Here is a 17,708-nt window from a genome sequence, read left to right on the forward strand (position 1 = left end):
AGGAGGAAATATATTGTCTATTAGAAATCTTGATGGCCGCTCATTTGCAAAAATGATTCTTGCAGGTGCTCACCATCTTTCTCAAAACGCACAAATTGTGGATGCGTTAAATGTTTTTCCAGTGCCAGACGGAGACACGGGGACAAATATGAATTTGTCGATGACTTCAGGGGCAAAAGCAGTTGAAGAAACAAACACCGATCATATTGGGAAGGTCGGCGTGGCCCTGTCAAAAGGGTTATTGATGGGCGCAAGAGGAAACTCTGGCGTGATCCTGTCACAGCTCTTTAGAGGTTTCAGTAAACATATTGAACAAAAAGAAACAATTGATGCAAAAGAATTTGCTCTTGCCTTACAGGCGGGTGTTGATACAGCATATAAAGCCGTGATGAAACCGATTGAAGGAACGATCTTAACAGTTGCAAAGGATGCAGCAAAGAAAGCGGTTGCTGTTTCAGCAGCAGAGGATCAAATTGACCGCGTTCTAGAGTTAACGATTGAGGAAGCAAGAGCATCACTTGATCGAACGCCAGATCTGCTTCCTGTCTTAAAAGAAGTGGGTGTTGTCGATAGTGGAGGTAAAGGACTTCTATGCGTATATGAAGGTTTCCTTGCTTCATTAAGAGGTGAAGAGCTTCCTCCTAAATCGGCTTCTTTACCTACGCTAAAAGAACTCGTTAGTGCAGAGCATCATAAAAGTGCACAAAGCCATATGAACACAGAAGATATCGAATTTGGCTACTGTACTGAATTTATGGTGAAATTTGAAGAAGACAAACAGTCCTTTGATGAGAATGCCTTCAGAGAAGACTTAAGTGAATTCGGAGATTCACTTCTTGTGGTGTCTGACGATACACTGGCGAAAGTTCATATTCATGCCGAGCAGCCAGGAGATGTTTTATCATATGCACAGCGCTACGGCAGCTTGATTAATATGAAAATTGAAAACATGAGAGAGCAGCATAGCTCAATCGTGAACGAAGAAAGAGAACATGTGCCTACTGCACCAAAAGCACCTGCTGCTGAAAAACAGCGCTTTGGTGTGGTCAGTGTCGCAATGGGAGAAGGAATTGCTGACTTGTTCAAAAGCATCGGAGCTTCCGTCGTCATTGAAGGCGGGCAGACGATGAATCCGAGCACAGAAGACATTGTCACAGCAATAGAAAGCGTACATGCCGAAACCGTCTTTATCTTACCTAATAATTCTAATATTGTCATGGCAGCTAAACAGGCGGCAACTGTCTCAAACCGTGAGGTCGTTGTCATTCCGACGAAGACCGTTCCTCAAGGAATGTCGGCACTTCTTTCTCTCAATGAAGCAGCTTCAAATGAAGACAATGAAAGAGCGATGCTAGAAGCGATTGACCATGTGAAAAGCGGGCAAATTACCTTTGCAGTAAGAGATACTCAAATTGATGGAATCGACATTGCGAAAGGTGACTATATGGGTCTGTTCAACGGGAAAATCACGTTAACAGCGAAAAATCAATTAGATGCAGCAAAAGAACTTCTAACCAAAATGGTGACAGAAGATGATGAGATTGTCACCATCATTAAAGGAGAAGATGCATCATCTGATGAGCTGGATGTGTTACAAGCCTTTATTGAAGAAACATTTGAAGATGTAGAAGTTGAAGTCCACGATGGAAAACAGCCGCTTTATTCATATATTTTAGCGGTTGAATAACGAAAGAAGGGCAAATAAAGCCCTTCTTCTTCTTTTGCAATTTTTTACTAGCCATTCCACGGTGAAATGAGTTGCGGGAAACGAATGAATCCATTAGTCTAAAGAAAGAACCAAACCATACGCGAGTGGTGATGAGAGGGGAAGACCTATGAAATTTAGAAGTGTGTTTGATATTATTGGACCTGTCATGATTGGGCCATCAAGTTCGCACACAGCGGGTGCGGCTCGTATAGGGAGAGTAGCTCGCAGCTTATTTGGAAGAGAACCGAAACGAATTGTCGTTTCATTTTATGGTTCTTTTAAAGATACGTATAAAGGACACGGTACAGATGTCGCCATTATTGGCGGTGTTCTTGACTTTGATACATTTGATGAACGAATCAAAACAGCGATCGATATTGCAAAAAGCAAAGAGATCGACATTGAATTTAAAGAAGAAGAGGCGGTGCCGGCGCATCCGAATACAGCAAAAGTAGAGATTTCAGATGCGAACGGAAGCCTTGAACTAATCGGGATTTCCATCGGCGGAGGGAAAATTGAAATCACAGAATTAAATGGCTTTGAGCTCAGGCTTTCAGGGAATCATCCTGCCATTCTTGTGGTTCATAACGATCGCTACGGGACGATTGCGGCAGTTGCCAATGTCTTAGCGAAATTCGCCATCAACATCGGTCATATGGAAGTGGCGCGTAAAGATGTCGGGCAAGAGGCACTGATGACGATTGAAGTGGATCAAAATATTGACCCAGCTGTCCTATCAGAGCTTGAAACGCTGCCAAACATTATTCAAGTCACACAAATTGCAGAGTAACAACAAGGAGGTTATGAATGATGTTTAAAAACGTCAAAGAACTCGTGCAGCTAACAGAAGAACGGAATACCTCCATTTCAGAAATTATGATTGTGCAAGAAATGGAAGTGACAGGGAAGTCACGTGAAGAAATTTTCTCCCAGATGTACCGCAACCTAGAAGTGATGGAGCAGGCCGTTGAAAACGGGCTGAAGGGTGTGAAATCATTATCAGGTTTAACAGGCGGAGATGCAGTCAAACTTCAAGCCTATATCGCATCAGGCAAAACACTGTCTGGTCATACGATATTAGATGCTGTCAGTAAAGCAGTTGCAACAAATGAAGTCAATGCCGCAATGGGAACCATTTGTGCAACGCCTACAGCAGGCTCAGCAGGTGTTGTACCAGGTACGTTATTTGCAGTAAAAGAAACATTAAAGCCAACAAAGGAACAAATGGTCAGATTCCTATTTACTTCTGGCGCATTTGGTTTTGTTGTGGCGAATAACGCGAGCATATCCGGTGCAGCAGGCGGCTGTCAGGCAGAGGTAGGTTCTGCATCAGGTATGGCGGCAGCAGCGATTGTCGAGATGGCAGGCGGTACACCGCAGCAATCTGCAGAAGCAATGGCGATTACACTGAAAAATATGCTTGGACTTGTTTGCGATCCAGTAGCGGGACTTGTCGAGGTACCTTGCGTGAAACGAAACGCAATGGGTGCATCTAACGCCATGATCGCAGCAGACATGGCTCTTGCTGGCATCACAAGCCGCATTCCTTGTGATGAAGTCATTGATGCGATGTACAAAATCGGTCAAACGATGCCAACAGCTCTTCGCGAAACTGCACAAGGCGGTCTCGCTGCGACACCGACAGCAAGAGAGCTTGAAAAGAAGATTTTCGGAGGTGTGACCTCATCTCGTGATACAGAAACTGCAAGATAATGTCTCTGTCCTGAAGGGGATTGGAGAGGAAACCGAAAAAACACTCAATGAACTTGGAATCTACACAGTAGCCGATTTACTCGGCTACTTTCCTTATCGATATGACGACTATGAGCTTCGTAACTTAGAAGAAGTCAAACATGACGAACGTGTCACAGTTGAAGGAAAAGTACATAGTGAGCCCGTTCTCACCTATTATGGAAAAAAACGAAGCAGGCTGACATTCAGGCTGCTTGTCGGGCGTTTTCTCATTACAGCGATTTGTTTCAATCGCCCATATTTAAAACGAAGCCTTGTGTTAGGTGATACAGTTTCCGTTACAGGAAAATGGGATAAAAACCGTCAATCTATCATGGTGCAGGAATTTAAAAAAGGGACGCACGAGCAAGATGGCAGTATAGAGCCCGTTTATTCAGTAAAAGAAAATGTGACTGTGAAAATGATGAGACGCTTTGTAAAGCAGGCCTTGTCACTTTATGCAGACAAAGCTGAAGATCCATTGCCAAAGCAGCTTGTCTCTGCCTATAAACTCATGTCCTATCAGGAAGCATTAAAAACCATCCATCTTCCAGAAACAAGAGACTCGCTCAAGCAAGCAAGACGCCGTTTTGTGTACGAGGAATTTCTCATTTTTCAACTGAAGATGCAGGCGATTAGAAAGAAAGAACGAGAGAGAACATCAGGCATCCAGCATCCGTTTTCCAAAGAGGCTGTTTTTGAGTTTGTTAACAGCCTGCCATTTCCGCTGACGAAGGCACAATCAAGAGTACTTGATGAAATCATGTCGGACATGGCGTCTCCATATCGAATGAACCGGCTGCTTCAAGGAGATGTAGGTTCAGGGAAAACAGCTGTTGCAGCCATTGCACTTTATGCCGCTCATTTATCAGGTTTTCAAGGTGCATTAATGGTCCCAACAGAAATTTTGGCAGAGCAGCATGCCGATTCACTTTACCAGCTGTTTGAAAAATGGGGGCTGAATATCGCCCTTTTGACAAGCTCTGTGAAAGGAAAGAGACGCAGAGAATTGCTTGAACGTTTAAAAGAAGGCGAGATTGACATATTAGTCGGCACGCACGCACTCATTCAAGACGAAGTCGAATTTCAGCAGCTCGGTCTTGTCATCACAGATGAGCAGCACCGGTTTGGCGTAGAGCAGCGGAAAAAACTGCGAAGTAAAGGACAGGACCCAGATGTCTTGTTTATGACGGCCACACCTATTCCGAGAACACTTGCGATCACTGTCTTTGGAGAAATGGACGTATCCGTCATTGATGAATTGCCAGCTGGCAGAAAACAAATCGAAACGTATTGGGTGAAGCATGACATGCTTGAGAGAATTCTTGCTTTTGTGGATAAAGAGCTGAGAAAAGGCAGACAGGCATATATTATTTGTCCGCTCATTGAAGAATCAGACAAGCTTGATGTCCAAAATGCGCTTGATGTCCATAGCATGCTCACTGAGGCATACCGCGGCAAGTGGTCAATCGGCTTAATGCACGGGAAGCTGGCGAGTGATGAAAAAGATCAGGTCATGAGAGCCTTTACCGCAAATGAAGTACAAATTCTCGTTTCAACCACAGTTGTTGAAGTCGGGGTCAACGTGCCGAATGCAACCATCATGGTCATTTATGATGCAGACCGTTTCGGACTGTCTCAGCTTCATCAGCTAAGAGGCCGGGTCGGACGAGGAGAGCATCAATCATTTTGTATTTTAATGGCTGATCCAAAATCCGAAACAGGGAAAGAGCGGATGCGGATCATGTCCGAAACAACCGATGGCTTTGAGCTGTCTGAAAAGGACTTAGAACTAAGAGGACCCGGCGATTTCTTCGGTAAAAAACAAAGCGGGATGCCAGAATTTAAGGTAGCAGATATGGTTCACGACTATAGAGCGCTGGAAACAGCTAGAAAAGATGCAGCAGATCTTGTCCAAGCGGACGCCTTTTGGACTGATCCCGAATACAAAGAACTTCGGCAAACGCTGATAGACAGCGGTGTGCTGGGTGGAGATAAATTAAGCTGATCAAACGCTGGAGGAATTTTCTTGTCTTTTTGAAACAAGGATTGATTTATCATCTATGAGATTATATACTACTATTAGTACCTAGTCATAAATGTACGGATGGTGTCTGCATATGAAACTAAATAAAAAAGAACGTCAAAAGCTTCTCCAGCAAACGATCAGCTCGACTCCATTCATTACTGATGAAGAATTGGCAAGTAAATTCGGTGTCAGCATACAAACGGTTCGTCTTGATCGTTTAGAGCTGTCGATCCCTGAATTACGCGAAAGAATTAAGCATGTGGCCGAAAAGACATTAGAGGATGAAGTAAAGTCACTTCCACTGGATGAAGTGATTGGAGAAATGATTGATGTAGAGCTTGATGATCAAGCCATTTCCATTTTAGAAGTGAGAAAAGAGCATGTATTCAGCCGAAACCAAATTGCCAGGGGACATCATCTCTTCGCCCAGGCAAATTCGCTGGCAGTTGCCGTCATTGACGATGAACTGGCTTTGACAGCAAAAGCGAATATCAGGTTTACAAGGCAGGTGAAACAAGGCGAAAGAGTCGTCTCTAAAGCCAAAGTAGCCTCACATGATAAAGAAAAAGGAAGAACCGTAGTTGAAGTAAACAGCTATGTTGGTGAGGAAGTTGTCTTTTCAGGTGACTTCGTCATGTATCGCTCAAAACAAAAGTAAAAGGTGGCACGTAATATGAGAATTGCAGTCGATGCAATGGGGGGAGATCATGCCCCTAAAGCCATTATTGACGGTGTGCAAAAAAGCTTAACAGCATTTTCAGATATCGAGATTACACTTGTCGGCGATGAAAACAAAATTAAACCATACATAACAAACAACGACCGCATCACAATTTTAGATGCAAAAGAAGTCATTGAACCGACGGATGAACCAGTGCGTGCAGTCAGACGTAAAAAGGATTCATCTATGGTGAAAATGGCGCAGGAAGTATCCGAGGGACGAGCAGATGCCTGCATCTCAGCAGGAAATACTGGCGCCCTCATGACAGCGGGACTGTTTATCGTAGGCAGAATTCACGGTATTGACAGACCAGCCCTTGCCCCAACTTTGCCAACACTGGATGGCAGCGGCTTCTTATTACTAGATGTTGGTGCCAACGTTGATGCTAAACCAGAGCATCTCGTGCAATATGCCATGATGGGATCCATCTACGCAGAGCGTGTTTTCCCAAAGAGCAATCCGCGTGTTGGACTGTTAAATGTAGGAACAGAAGATAAAAAAGGCAACGATTTAACGAAAAAGACCTTTGAATTATTAAAAGCTTCCGACTTGAATTTTGTAGGGAATGTAGAGTCCCGTGACTTATTAGAAGGTGTTGCTGACGTTGTTGTCACAGATGGTTTCACTGGAAATATTGCGCTTAAAACGATTGAGGGCACAGCCCTTTCTGTCTTTAAAATGCTGAAAGAAACATTAACATCCAGTTTTACAGCAAAAATAGCAGCAGGCATGATGAAGCCGAAATTGATGCAGATGAAATCTAAAATGGATTACTCTGAATATGGCGGTGCCGCTTTATTTGGTTTAAAGGCACCTGTTATTAAAGCGCACGGCTCTTCTGATGAAAATGCCATTTTCCATGCAATTCGTCAGGCGCGTGATATCGTAGAAAAAGACGTTTCAGCTATCATTCATCAAGAAGTCCAAAAAGAAACGACGAAAGAGTCTTAATTGGAGGTAAAGCAGCATGACTAAAATTGCATTTTTATTCCCTGGCCAAGGCTCTCAAAAAATTGGCATGGGAAAAGATTTATTTGACCAAGAAGCAGTATCTAAAGCTGTTTTTGAAGAAGCAGACAATACCCTCGGGTTTGACTTATCTTCTATGATTTTTGAAGGGGATGCAGAAGAACTGACGCTCACCTTTAACGCGCAGCCAGCTCTTTTAACGACAAGTATCGCCATCTTAAAGAAATTTGAAGAGAGCGGAATCAAAGCAGATTATGCAGCAGGACACAGTCTTGGTGAATACACTGCCCTCGTTGCAGCAGGCGCACTTTCGTTTAAAGATGCTGTTTATGCAGTCAGAAAGCGCGGAGAATTAATGAATGAAGCTGTTCCAGCAGGAGAAGGCGCCATGGCAGCAATTCTTGGCTTAGACAAAGCGGCACTTGAAGAAGTGACAAAAGAAGTGACAGAGAGCGGTCACCTTGTAGAGCTCGCTAACTTAAACTGTCCTGGTCAAATCGTGATCTCTGGTACAGCAAAAGGAGTAGAACTTGCTTCAGAGAAAGCGAAAGAAAAAGGCGCAAAACGTGCAATTGCCCTTGAAGTAAGCGGACCTTTCCATTCTGCATTAATGAAACCAGCCGCTGAAAAATTTACAGATGTTTTGTCAAAGCTGGATATTGCGGATGCCAAAACTCCGGTCATCTCAAACGTAACAGCAGACATCGTGACTTCTCGTGATGAAATTGAGACAAAGCTCATTGAACAACTGTATTCTCCAGTTCGTTTTGAAGAAAGTGTGGAACGCCTTATTGATTTAGGCGTCACAACATTTATTGAAATTGGTCCTGGCAAAGTGCTTTCAGGTCTTGTGAAAAAAGTGAATCGCCGCCTGACGACGATTTCCGTTTCAGATCAAGAAACAATTGAAGCAGCCATTCAAACACTCAAGGGGGATTCTTGATGCTTACAAATAAAACAGCCGTTGTAACAGGAGCATCACGCGGGATTGGCCGTTCCATCGCGATCGATCTAGCGAAAAGTGGTGCAAATGTTGTCGTGAACTATTCTGGAAACGAAGCAAAAGCAAATGAAGTCGTAGATGAAATCAAAGCACTCGGCCAGCAGGCATTTGCTGTGAAAGCTGATGTCTCAAATGCTGAAGAAGTACAATCCATGATGAAACAAGCAATTGATACCTTTGGTTCAATTGACATTCTTGTGAATAATGCAGGGATCACAAAGGACAATCTGCTCATGAGAATGAAAGAGAATGAATGGGATGATGTCATTAACATAAACTTAAAAGGTGTCTTTAACTGTACAAAAGCCGTGACACGTCAAATGATGAAGCAAAGAAGCGGAAGAATCATCAATTTGGCTTCAGTCGTTGGTGTGTGTGGAAACCCTGGACAAGCAAACTATGTTGCAGCAAAAGCTGGTGTCATCGGATTAACGAAAACAACAGCAAAAGAGCTGGCAACCCGTCATATTACTGTTAATGCAGTAGCACCAGGCTTTATTTCAACAGATATGACAGACAAGCTTGATGAAAATGTACAGACGGAAATGCTCAAGCAAATTCCGCTTGCACGCTTTGGTGCACCTGAAGATATTAGCAACGTTGTTGTCTTTTTAGCTTCAGAAGGAGCAGGTTATATTACAGGCCAAACCATCCAAGTAGATGGCGGAATGGTCATGTCCTAAGAAATATCAAAATTTCATTAGGTTTTCTCTAGTTTTTTAAAAACAATTCAACTATAATACTTTGAGGGGAGGTGAAAGGCAATGGCAGACGTATTAGAGCGTGTATCAAAAATTATTGTAGACCGCCTTGGCGTTGATGAGGCTGACGTGAAAATGGAAGCTTCATTTAAAGAAGATTTAGGCGCTGATTCCCTTGATGTAGTTGAGCTAGTTATGGAACTTGAAGATGAGTTCGATATGGAAATTTCTGACGAAGATGCTGAAAAAATTGCAACAGTCGGTGACGCTGTGAACTACATAAATAGCCAGCAATAAGCGTAACAAAGTCCCGTCTACTTTCGACGGGACTTTGAAAATTTATGTTAGTTTCAACACATTCAGCTGATCAATTGTCAGCCTTTTTCAGATGCTGGGAGCAATGTTTCCCTGCATGTAGAAAGAGAGACTCCATATAATCAGTATCCTTAAAGGCGATTACGCCTACCTGGAGGTTGCTATGCCAAAACAATATAAAGACAAACAGAAACAGAGCAAAAAACTAGAGCAATTTAGAGAATTCCAGCAGCGCATTTCTGTACAATTTAAAAATGAAAAGCTTCTATATCAAGCCTTTACCCATTCCTCTTATGTGAATGAACACCGGAAAAAGCCATACGAGGATAATGAAAGACTTGAATTTTTAGGAGATGCTGTTTTAGAATTGACCATCTCTCAATTTTTATTTGCAAAATATCCAGCGATGAGCGAGGGAGATTTAACGAAACTAAGAGCGGCGATCGTATGTGAACCGTCACTTGTATCACTAGCACATGAGCTGTCCTTCGGAGACCTTGTTCTTTTAGGAAAAGGCGAAGAAATGACAGGCGGCAGAAAACGCCCAGCACTCTTAGCGGACGTATTCGAGGCGTTTATCGGTGCACTTTATTTAGATCAGGGGCTTGAGCCAGTTGAACGTTTCCTAGAAGCGTACGTCTATCCGAAAATTAACGATGGAGCATTCTCGCACGTCATGGACTTTAAAAGCCAGCTGCAAGAATTTGTGCAGCGCGATGGAAAAGGTGTGCTCGAATACCGTATCCTGCATGAAAAAGGGCCTGCACATAACCGGGAATTTGAAGCAAATGTATCCCTTCGAGGTGAAGTGCTCGGAATTGGAAATGGACGCTCTAAAAAAGAAGCAGAACAGCACGCTGCACAGGAAGCACTTGCTAAATTGCAGAAACATCATATGAACCAATAAAATCCCCCTCGTTATTCAGGGGGATTTCACTCTGTTTTCCATCATCTTTTTTCACTTCATATGGTAAGATGATAGTACTTTAAATACATAAGGAGGATCACTCTCATGTTCCTCAAACGTTTAGACGTGATAGGATTCAAATCATTTGCACAGCGAGTGACCGTGGACTTTGTTAAAGGGGTCACAGCTGTGGTTGGACCAAACGGGAGCGGCAAAAGTAATATTACCGATGCTATCCGCTGGGTACTTGGAGAACAATCAGCGAAAAGCCTCCGCGGAGGAAAAATGGAAGATATCATTTTTGCAGGAAGTGACTCAAGAAAAAGAGTCAATCTAGCAGAGGTGACTTTAACATTAGATAACGAAGATCACTTTTTACCGATCGATTTTCACGAAGTCAGTGTGACAAGAAGGGTCTATCGCTCAGGAGAAAGTGAATTTCTCATAAACAATCAATCTGTCCGCTTAAAGGATATTATTGATCTTTTCATGGATTCAGGTCTTGGAAAGGAAGCTTTTTCAATCATCAGCCAAGGAAAGGTAGAGGAAATTCTATCAAGTAAGGCAGAAGAGAGAAGAAGCATCTTTGAAGAAGCGGCTGGCGTTTTGAAATATAAAACAAGAAAGAAAAAAGCCGAGAATAAACTGTTTGAAACGCAGGACAACTTAAACCGAGTAGAAGATATTCTGCATGAACTTGAAGACCAAGTAGAACCATTAAGAATGCAGGCCTCTATTGCAAAGGACTATTTGCAAAAAAAAGAAGAGCTTGAAAATGTGGAAATTGCCTTAACTGTCCATGACATCGAAGCACTTCATGAAAAATGGACAACACTTGGTGAAGCAGTCGAGCGCTTCAAACAAGATGAAATAAAGCAGTCTACAGATATCCAAGCAAAAGAAGCCAAAATTGAAGAGTCGAGAGACCGCATTCAAGCGCTTGACGAATCAATTAATGACCTCCAAGAAGTTCTTCTTTTCACAAGTGAGGAATTAGAAAAGCTTGAAGGAAAAAAAGAAGTGCTAAAAGAGCGGAAAAAAAATGCCGCTGCAAACCAAGGACAGCTTGAAGAAACGCTCGTTCGCTTAACTGAAAAGCAAGCGCTGTTAACCGGAAAGATTGAGCAGCAGAAAATCACGCGTGACAGCCTGCAAAAAGAAGTGCAGCAGCTAAAAGATGAAGTGAACACAAAGCAGCATCAACTGTCGCTTCATAGTGAAGATGTGGAAGGTCAAATTGAACAGCTGAAAAGCGATTATTTTGATCTGCTCAATGAACAGGCTTCCATCCGTAATGAACGTAAATTACTAGAAGAACAGCAGCGCCAAGCAGCCATGCAGCTAGAGCGGCTGACGCAAAATAACCAAAAACATATCGAAGAACGAGTGTCTGTTAAAGAAAAGAAAACAGAAGCTGAGCAGCAGCTTTCAGCACTGGAAGAAGACATTCTAGCTCAAGTAAAACGCTTTAGAGAAGCAGAACAAAAGCTTGAGCAAATGAAACGTCAATACGAGAAAAAAGAAACGGCTCTTTACCAAGCCTATCAATACGTACAGCAGGCAAAATCCAAAAAAGAAATGCTTGAATCCATGCAGGAAGACTTCTCAGGCTTTTTCCAAGGAGTGAAAGAGGTCTTAAAGGCAAAAGAACGGTTAGGCGGTATTCATGGTGCCATTGCAGAGCTGATTCAAACGGATCAGCAGTATGAGACAGCGATTGAAATTGCGCTGGGTGCAGCCACGCAGCACGTCGTTACAGAAAATGAAGCAGCTGCGAGACAAGCGATTGGATACTTAAAGCAGCATTCCTTTGGACGTGCAACCTTCCTGCCAATGAACGTGATCAAAGAAAGAACCATTCAGCTCAGAGATGTTCAAACAGCAGAGCAGCATGCTGCATTTATCGGCGTAGCGAGTCACCTTGTTTTCTTTGACGAAAAGTATCAAAAGGTGATTCAGAATTTGCTTGGAACTGTGCTGATCGTTAGAGACTTAAAAGGCGCCAATGAACTGGCGAAAATGCTTGGACATCGTTACCGCATCGTGACCCTTGATGGAGATGTCGTAAACCCCGGCGGTTCAATGACCGGTGGCGGCGTAAAGAAAAAGAACAACTCTCTTCTTTCAAGAAACCGGGAGATCGAAACGTTAACAAAGCAGCTCGTTGAAATGGAAGAGAAAACAACGATCCTTGAAAAGGAAACAAAAGAAACGAAGCAATTGATCGGAGCAAACGAAAGCCAATTAAACGAACTGCGTCAGCGCGGCGAAACGCTTCGTGAAAAGCAGCAAGATCTCAAAGGGAAGCTATACGAACTGCAAGTTGCAGAAAAAAATATCAATGCTCATCTTGAACTCTATGATCAAGAAAAAGAAGAATTGCAGCAGCGTTCTACTGAACTCGCGGAGAAGGACAAAAAGCAGGTCGCTCTTGAAGCCTCTATAGGTGAGAAACTGACGGCTCTTGATCAAGAAATCAATACATTAACAAAGCGTAAGCAGACGCAAAGCTCAACGAAGGAAACCATTTCTGCTGAATTAACTGAGCTGAAAATCTCGCTTGCCAAAAAAGAGCAGTCCTTAGCGAATGAACAAGAAAAGCTTTCGAGCTTAATGGCTGAATTAGAAGAAGCAGAACAGACGCTGATGGAAACAAAAGAAGATCTGTCACTCTTAACAAGTGAAATGTCATCTAGTTCAAGCGGAGCCGAACAGCTGGAAGAAGCGGCGAAAGAGAAGCTGGAAAACAAAAACAAAACAACCGCACTCATTTCAGAGCGCCGTAAGCAGCGTCTCGCTCTTTCTGAAACATTAGAATTTGCTGAACGTGAGCTTAAAGAACAAAAACGTTTGTATAAGCAGCTCACCACAAGCTTAAAAGATGAAGAAATTAAGCTTGGCCGTATGGAAGTCGAGCTCGATAACCTGATCGCTTATTTGAACGATGAATATGCTCTTTCATTTGAAGGAGCAAAAGAGATGTATCAGTTGACGTTATCGCCAGATGAAGCAAGAAAACGAGTGAAGCTGATCAAACTAGCCATTGAAGAGCTTGGAACAGTAAACTTAGGCAGCATTGACGAGTATGAACGTGTGAATGAACGCTATCTTTTCTTAACAGAACAGCGAAATGATCTGACAGAAGCGAAAAATACATTATTCCAAGTCATCGAAGAAATGGATCAAGAGATGACAAAGCGTTTCTCTGAGACATTCTCTCAAATCCGTAGGCACTTTGAATCTGTTTTCCAAGCATTATTTGGCGGCGGAAGAGCAGATCTTAAACTGACAGATCCAAATGATTTACTTAACTCTGGCGTTGATATTGTCGCGCAGCCGCCAGGGAAAAAACTGCAAAACTTAAGCCTTCTTTCAGGCGGAGAGAGAGCCTTAACAGCGATCGCTTTACTATTCTCTATCTTAAAAGTGAGACCTGTTCCATTCTGCGTGTTAGATGAGGTAGAAGCGGCGCTTGATGAAGCAAATGTTTTCCGTTTTGCGCAATATTTAAAGAAATACAGCCAGGAAACACAGTTCATTGTCATTACGCACCGCAAGGGAACAATGGAAGAAGCCGATGTGCTCTACGGCGTGACCATGCAGGAATCAGGTGTTTCTAAGCTTGTATCTGTCAAACTAGAAGAAACGAAAGAGCTTGTCCAGTAATTAAAGGAGGTTTTTGAACCAATGAGCTTTTTTAAGAAATTAAAAGAAAAATTTACGCAGCAAACCGATTCAGTATCAGAAAAGTTTAAAGATGGACTCGAAAAAACGAGAAACTCCTTCCAAGGAAAAGTAAATGAACTGATTTCCCGCTACCGCAAAGTCGACGAAGACTTTTTTGAAGAGCTGGAAGAGGTTCTGATCGGCGCTGATGTCGGTTTCACAACTGTGATGGAACTGATTGATGAGCTGAAAAAAGAAGTGAAATTAAGAAACATTCAAGACCCAAGCGAAGTACAAGCGGTCATTTCTGAAAAACTGGTTGATATCTACAATAGCGGAGAGGAACAAATCTCTGCGCTGAACATTGAAGACGGGCGTTTGAATATCATTTTATTTGTAGGCGTCAACGGTGTTGGGAAAACAACGACTATCGGCAAGCTTGCAAATAAGCTGAAAAATGAAGGGAAATCCGTCATTTTAGCAGCAGGTGATACGTTCCGTGCCGGTGCCATCGAGCAGCTTGAAGTGTGGGGAGAACGTTCAGGTGTTCCTGTCGTCAAACAAACGGCAGGCTCTGATCCAGCAGCGGTGATCTATGATGCCGTTCAATCAGCAAAAGCGAAAAATGCGGATGTCCTCATCTGCGATACAGCAGGAAGACTTCAAAACAAAGTCAACTTGATGAAAGAGCTGGAGAAGGTCAAGAGAGTCATTGAACGCGAGGTTCCAGATGCACCTCATGAAGTATTGCTCGCTCTTGATGCGACAACGGGTCAAAACGCCATGGCACAAGCTAAGGAATTTTCTAAAGCGACAAATGTGACAGGGATTGCTTTAACAAAGCTTGACGGTACTGCAAAAGGCGGAATTGTTCTTGCGATTCGAAATGAGCTGAACATTCCCGTGAAGCTTGTCGGTTTAGGTGAAAAGGTGGACGATCTGCAAGAGTTTGATGCAGAATCGTATGTGTATGGATTATTCTCAGACGTAATTGATCAACAAGACTAACAAAAAAATGCCGGCAAATCTGCTGGCATTTTTATTTATGCGTAGCTTCATGAAGTGACAAGATAAAAACTTGACACACAGAAGAGAACCGTGTAAACTTAGTTGATGTAAAGGGAATGAACTTAACAAAGGGGAGAGAGCCCATGACGCTTGAAAAAACAACGAGAATGAATTACTTGTTTGACTTCTATCAATCGTTGTTGACCGCAAAGCAAAAGAGCTACATGTCGCTTTACTACCTAGACGATTTTTCCCTCGGTGAAATTGCGGATGAATATGAAGTATCAAGGCAGGCTGTTTATGATAATATTAAACGGACTGAAGCGATGCTTGAACAATATGAAGAAAAGCTGCTCTTGTTTAAGAAATTTAAAGAGCGTAAAGAACTTCTCAAAAAAATGAGAGAGCTTGTAGCTGATTCTGCGCAAACAGAAGAAGCAGAAGCTTTAATTGAATCGCTTGAGAAATTAGATTAGGAGGCGGCACAGTATGGCATTTGAAGGATTAGCCGACCGACTGCAGCAGACGATTTCAAAAATCCGCGGCAAAGGAAAAGTGTCAGAACAAGATGTAAAAGAAATGATGCGCGAGGTACGCCTTGCCCTTCTTGAAGCTGACGTCAATTTTAAAGTAGTCAAAGACTTTGTGAAAAAAGTAAGTGAGCGGGCAGTTGGACAAGAGGTCATGAAAAGCCTTACCCCTGGACAGCAGGTCATTAAAGTTGTAAAAGAAGAACTCACTGAATTAATGGGCGGAGAAGAGAGTAAGATCGCTGTAGCGAAAAAATCTCCAACAGTCATTATGATGGTTGGTCTTCAAGGGGCAGGTAAAACAACCACAACAGGGAAGCTTGCCAATTTACTTCGCAAAAAACATAATCGCAAGCCGATGATGGTAGCTGCTGATATTTACCGACCAGCAGCGATCCAGCAGCTTCAAACGCTTGGGAAACAGCTTGATATGCCGGTGTTTTCATTAGGTGATCAAGTCAGCCCTGTCGAAATTGCCAAACAGGCAATTGAAAAAGCGAAAGAAGAACACCATGATTATGTCATTTTAGATACAGCAGGACGTCTTCATATCGATGAAGAATTAATGGATGAACTTCAGCAAGTAAAAGAAGTAGCAAATCCAGAAGAAATTTTCCTAGTTGTTGACTCTATGACAGGTCAAGATGCGGTCAATGTCGCGAAAAGCTTTAATGAACAGCTTGGTTTAACAGGTGTCGTTCTAACAAAACTAGACGGTGATACAAGAGGCGGTGCAGCACTTTCTATTCGAGCTGTCACCAATACGCCGATTAAATTCGCTGCACTAGGAGAAAAGCTTGACGCGATTGAACCATTCCATCCAGAGCGGATGGCATCAAGAATTCTTGGCATGGGAGATGTGCTCACGCTGATTGAAAAAGCACAGGCAAACGTCGACCAAGATAAAGCGAAAGAGCTTGAGCAAAAAATGCGGACAATGAGCTTCACGCTCGATGATTTCCTCGAGCAGCTTGGCCAAGTTCGAAATATGGGTCCACTTGATGAACTGATCCAAATGATGCCGGGAGCCGGTAAAATGAAAGGGCTCAAAAACGTCCAAGTAGACGAAAAGCAGCTCAATCATATCGAAGCGATCATTAAATCAATGACGACCGAGGAAAAAGAACAGCCAGAGGTCATCAATGCAAGCCGAAGAAAACGGATTGCAAAGGGAAGCGGAACATCTGTACAGGAAGTCAATCGCCTTTTAAAGCAATTTGATGAAATGAAAAAGATGATGAAGCAAATGACCAACATGTCCAAAGGAAAGAAAAAGGGCTTTAAATTACCATTTATGTAATTGGTTATACATGATAAAACCGTTGTTAAGAAAAAACACTTTACAAACCCTTTTATCATTGTTAATATACTATCTTGTTGAAATATTTTCGGAGGTGCTAGTAAAATGGCAGTAAAAATTCGTTTAAAACGTATGGGAGCAAAAAAATCTCCTTTCTATCGTATTGTTGTAGCAGATTCTCGTTCACCACGTGACGGTCGTTTCATCGAAACAGTTGGAACTTACAACCCAGTGGTATCACCAGCTGAGGTGAAAATCAACGAAGAATTAGCGCTTAAATGGCTTCAAAATGGTGCGAAACCATCTGATACAGTTCGCAATCTTTTCTCAAGCCAAGGAATTCTTGAAAAATTTCATAATGCGAAAAACAGCAAATAATGAATGAGCTGTCCTTGGAAGAATTGATTGTGTCCATCGTCGAGCCACTTGTTGATTTCCCTGAAGATATTCACGTATCTTCATTAGAAAAAGATGAGCAGGTGATTTACACACTGTCTGTCAATGCTGAAGATACCGGAAAAGTGATCGGAAAGCAGGGACGTACAGCAAAAGCGATACGAACAGTCATTTTTGCAGCAAGTGCAGAGTCTTCTAAGAAAGTTCAACTTGAGATTGCTGACTAAAAAGGGAGAGGGCTTAGGACCTCCCCTTTTTTTACACGTTTAAATCTATTTTTCGTTATACTGTAGAGGACAAATGCCTTCGGATAGGGGGACAAAAAGGAAGATGCAGATCATTCAACATGTCACCGTGATGCAAGTATTAACTGAAAGCAGTAAGGACAAACTGTTAACGACTTTTTTGGAGAAAAAAGAAAGACTAGAACGTGAATGCAATCAACTATATTTTCAACTAAAAAAACATGAAAAAGAACCACATCAGCAAGAAGCCATCCCTCAATTTCAAAAAGCGATCGATAAAAGGCAAGAGAAGATCCGGCAAATTGATTTTCAAGTAGAGCAGCTGCATATTTTGCCGCTTGGAAGTGAAATGAAAGAAACAGAAGTGGATGCACTGGTTGAAGTAAAAATAGGTGATAAATGGGATGACAAGATGCAAGATAATGTCATCGTCGTGAAAGACGGCACCATTGTGGAAATACGTCAGGGGTGATTTAGAA

17 protein-coding genes are annotated in these 17,708 nt (G+C 42.5%); all 17 read left to right on the plus strand.

The window, feature by feature from the left end:
- Positions 1-13 precede the first annotated feature (13 nt).
- The 17 genes from MHB66_RS07565 to MHB66_RS07645 all read left to right on the plus strand — a co-directional run bounded on the left by MHB66_RS07565 (position 14) and on the right by MHB66_RS07645 (position 17,701).
- Positions 14-1,687 carry a DAK2 domain-containing protein gene (locus MHB66_RS07565; protein ID WP_041117363.1) on the plus strand — a complete coding sequence of 558 codons (1,674 nt, stop codon included), beginning with the start codon at positions 14-16 and terminating at the stop codon, positions 1,685-1,687.
- A 148-nt stretch (positions 1,688-1,835) separates the two neighbouring features.
- The gene (gene sdaAB / locus MHB66_RS07570; protein WP_024424201.1) at positions 1,836-2,498 is read left to right on the plus strand and encodes an L-serine ammonia-lyase, iron-sulfur-dependent subunit beta; all 663 of its coding nucleotides are present in this window, start codon (positions 1,836-1,838) and stop codon (positions 2,496-2,498) included.
- Positions 2,499-2,518: 20 nt separating this feature from the next.
- Positions 2,519-3,421 carry an L-serine ammonia-lyase, iron-sulfur-dependent, subunit alpha gene (gene sdaAA / locus MHB66_RS07575; RefSeq protein WP_024424200.1) on the plus strand — a complete coding sequence of 301 codons (903 nt, stop codon included), beginning with the start codon at positions 2,519-2,521 and terminating at the stop codon, positions 3,419-3,421.
- Positions 3,399-5,447, plus strand: a complete 2,049-nt coding sequence (gene recG, locus MHB66_RS07580) for an ATP-dependent DNA helicase RecG (RefSeq protein WP_041117365.1) — start codon at positions 3,399-3,401, stop codon at positions 5,445-5,447. Before sdaAA ends, recG begins: the two co-directional genes overlap by 23 nt.
- Positions 5,448-5,559: 112 nt before the next feature.
- Positions 5,560-6,126: a transcription factor FapR gene (gene fapR, locus MHB66_RS07585; RefSeq protein ID WP_024424199.1), complete on the plus strand. Its 567-nt coding sequence runs from the start codon at positions 5,560-5,562 to the stop codon at positions 6,124-6,126.
- A gap of 15 nt (positions 6,127-6,141) precedes the next feature.
- Positions 6,142-7,140, plus strand: coding sequence for a phosphate acyltransferase PlsX (plsX, locus tag MHB66_RS07590; RefSeq protein WP_041117368.1), 999 nt, complete (start codon positions 6,142-6,144; stop codon positions 7,138-7,140).
- A gap of 16 nt (positions 7,141-7,156) precedes the next feature.
- Complete coding sequence (gene fabD / locus MHB66_RS07595; protein WP_024424197.1) at positions 7,157-8,101, plus strand: ACP S-malonyltransferase; 945 nt, start codon at positions 7,157-7,159, stop codon at positions 8,099-8,101.
- The gene (gene fabG, locus MHB66_RS07600; RefSeq protein ID WP_025092570.1) at positions 8,101-8,844 is read left to right on the plus strand and encodes a 3-oxoacyl-[acyl-carrier-protein] reductase; all 744 of its coding nucleotides are present in this window, start codon (positions 8,101-8,103) and stop codon (positions 8,842-8,844) included. Before fabD ends, fabG begins: the two co-directional genes overlap by 1 nt.
- Before the next feature lie 81 nt (positions 8,845-8,925).
- Complete coding sequence (gene acpP / locus MHB66_RS07605; protein ID WP_003212028.1) at positions 8,926-9,159, plus strand: acyl carrier protein; 234 nt, start codon at positions 8,926-8,928, stop codon at positions 9,157-9,159.
- 181 nt (positions 9,160-9,340) lie between these two features.
- Positions 9,341-10,084 (plus strand): ribonuclease III, encoded by a 744-nt coding sequence (rnc, locus tag MHB66_RS07610; protein WP_034281759.1) that lies wholly within the window; start codon positions 9,341-9,343, stop codon positions 10,082-10,084.
- A gap of 105 nt (positions 10,085-10,189) precedes the next feature.
- Complete coding sequence (gene smc / locus MHB66_RS07615; protein ID WP_046310911.1) at positions 10,190-13,750, plus strand: chromosome segregation protein SMC; 3,561 nt, start codon at positions 10,190-10,192, stop codon at positions 13,748-13,750.
- Positions 13,751-13,771: 21 nt separating this feature from the next.
- Positions 13,772-14,758 carry a signal recognition particle-docking protein FtsY gene (ftsY, locus tag MHB66_RS07620; RefSeq protein WP_024424194.1) on the plus strand — a complete coding sequence of 329 codons (987 nt, stop codon included), beginning with the start codon at positions 13,772-13,774 and terminating at the stop codon, positions 14,756-14,758.
- A gap of 143 nt (positions 14,759-14,901) precedes the next feature.
- Positions 14,902-15,234 (plus strand): putative DNA-binding protein, encoded by a 333-nt coding sequence (locus MHB66_RS07625; protein WP_012009935.1) that lies wholly within the window; start codon positions 14,902-14,904, stop codon positions 15,232-15,234.
- Positions 15,235-15,247: 13 nt separating this feature from the next.
- Positions 15,248-16,588: a signal recognition particle protein gene (gene ffh, locus MHB66_RS07630; RefSeq protein ID WP_034281763.1), complete on the plus strand. Its 1,341-nt coding sequence runs from the start codon at positions 15,248-15,250 to the stop codon at positions 16,586-16,588.
- Positions 16,589-16,693: 105 nt separating this feature from the next.
- Positions 16,694-16,966, plus strand: a complete 273-nt coding sequence (gene rpsP, locus MHB66_RS07635) for a 30S ribosomal protein S16 (RefSeq protein ID WP_008344841.1) — start codon at positions 16,694-16,696, stop codon at positions 16,964-16,966.
- Positions 16,966-17,211 carry a KH domain-containing protein gene (locus tag MHB66_RS07640; protein WP_024424192.1) on the plus strand — a complete coding sequence of 82 codons (246 nt, stop codon included), beginning with the start codon at positions 16,966-16,968 and terminating at the stop codon, positions 17,209-17,211. The genes rpsP and MHB66_RS07640 overlap by 1 nt, the downstream gene beginning before the upstream one ends.
- A 103-nt stretch (positions 17,212-17,314) precedes the next feature.
- Positions 17,315-17,701: a YlqD family protein gene (locus MHB66_RS07645; RefSeq protein ID WP_024424191.1), complete on the plus strand. Its 387-nt coding sequence runs from the start codon at positions 17,315-17,317 to the stop codon at positions 17,699-17,701.
- Positions 17,702-17,708: the final 7 nt, after the last annotated feature.

The organism is Bacillus sp. FSL L8-0167, assembly GCF_038630295.1.
Classification (GTDB): domain Bacteria; phylum Bacillota; class Bacilli; order Bacillales; family Bacillaceae; genus Bacillus; species Bacillus safensis.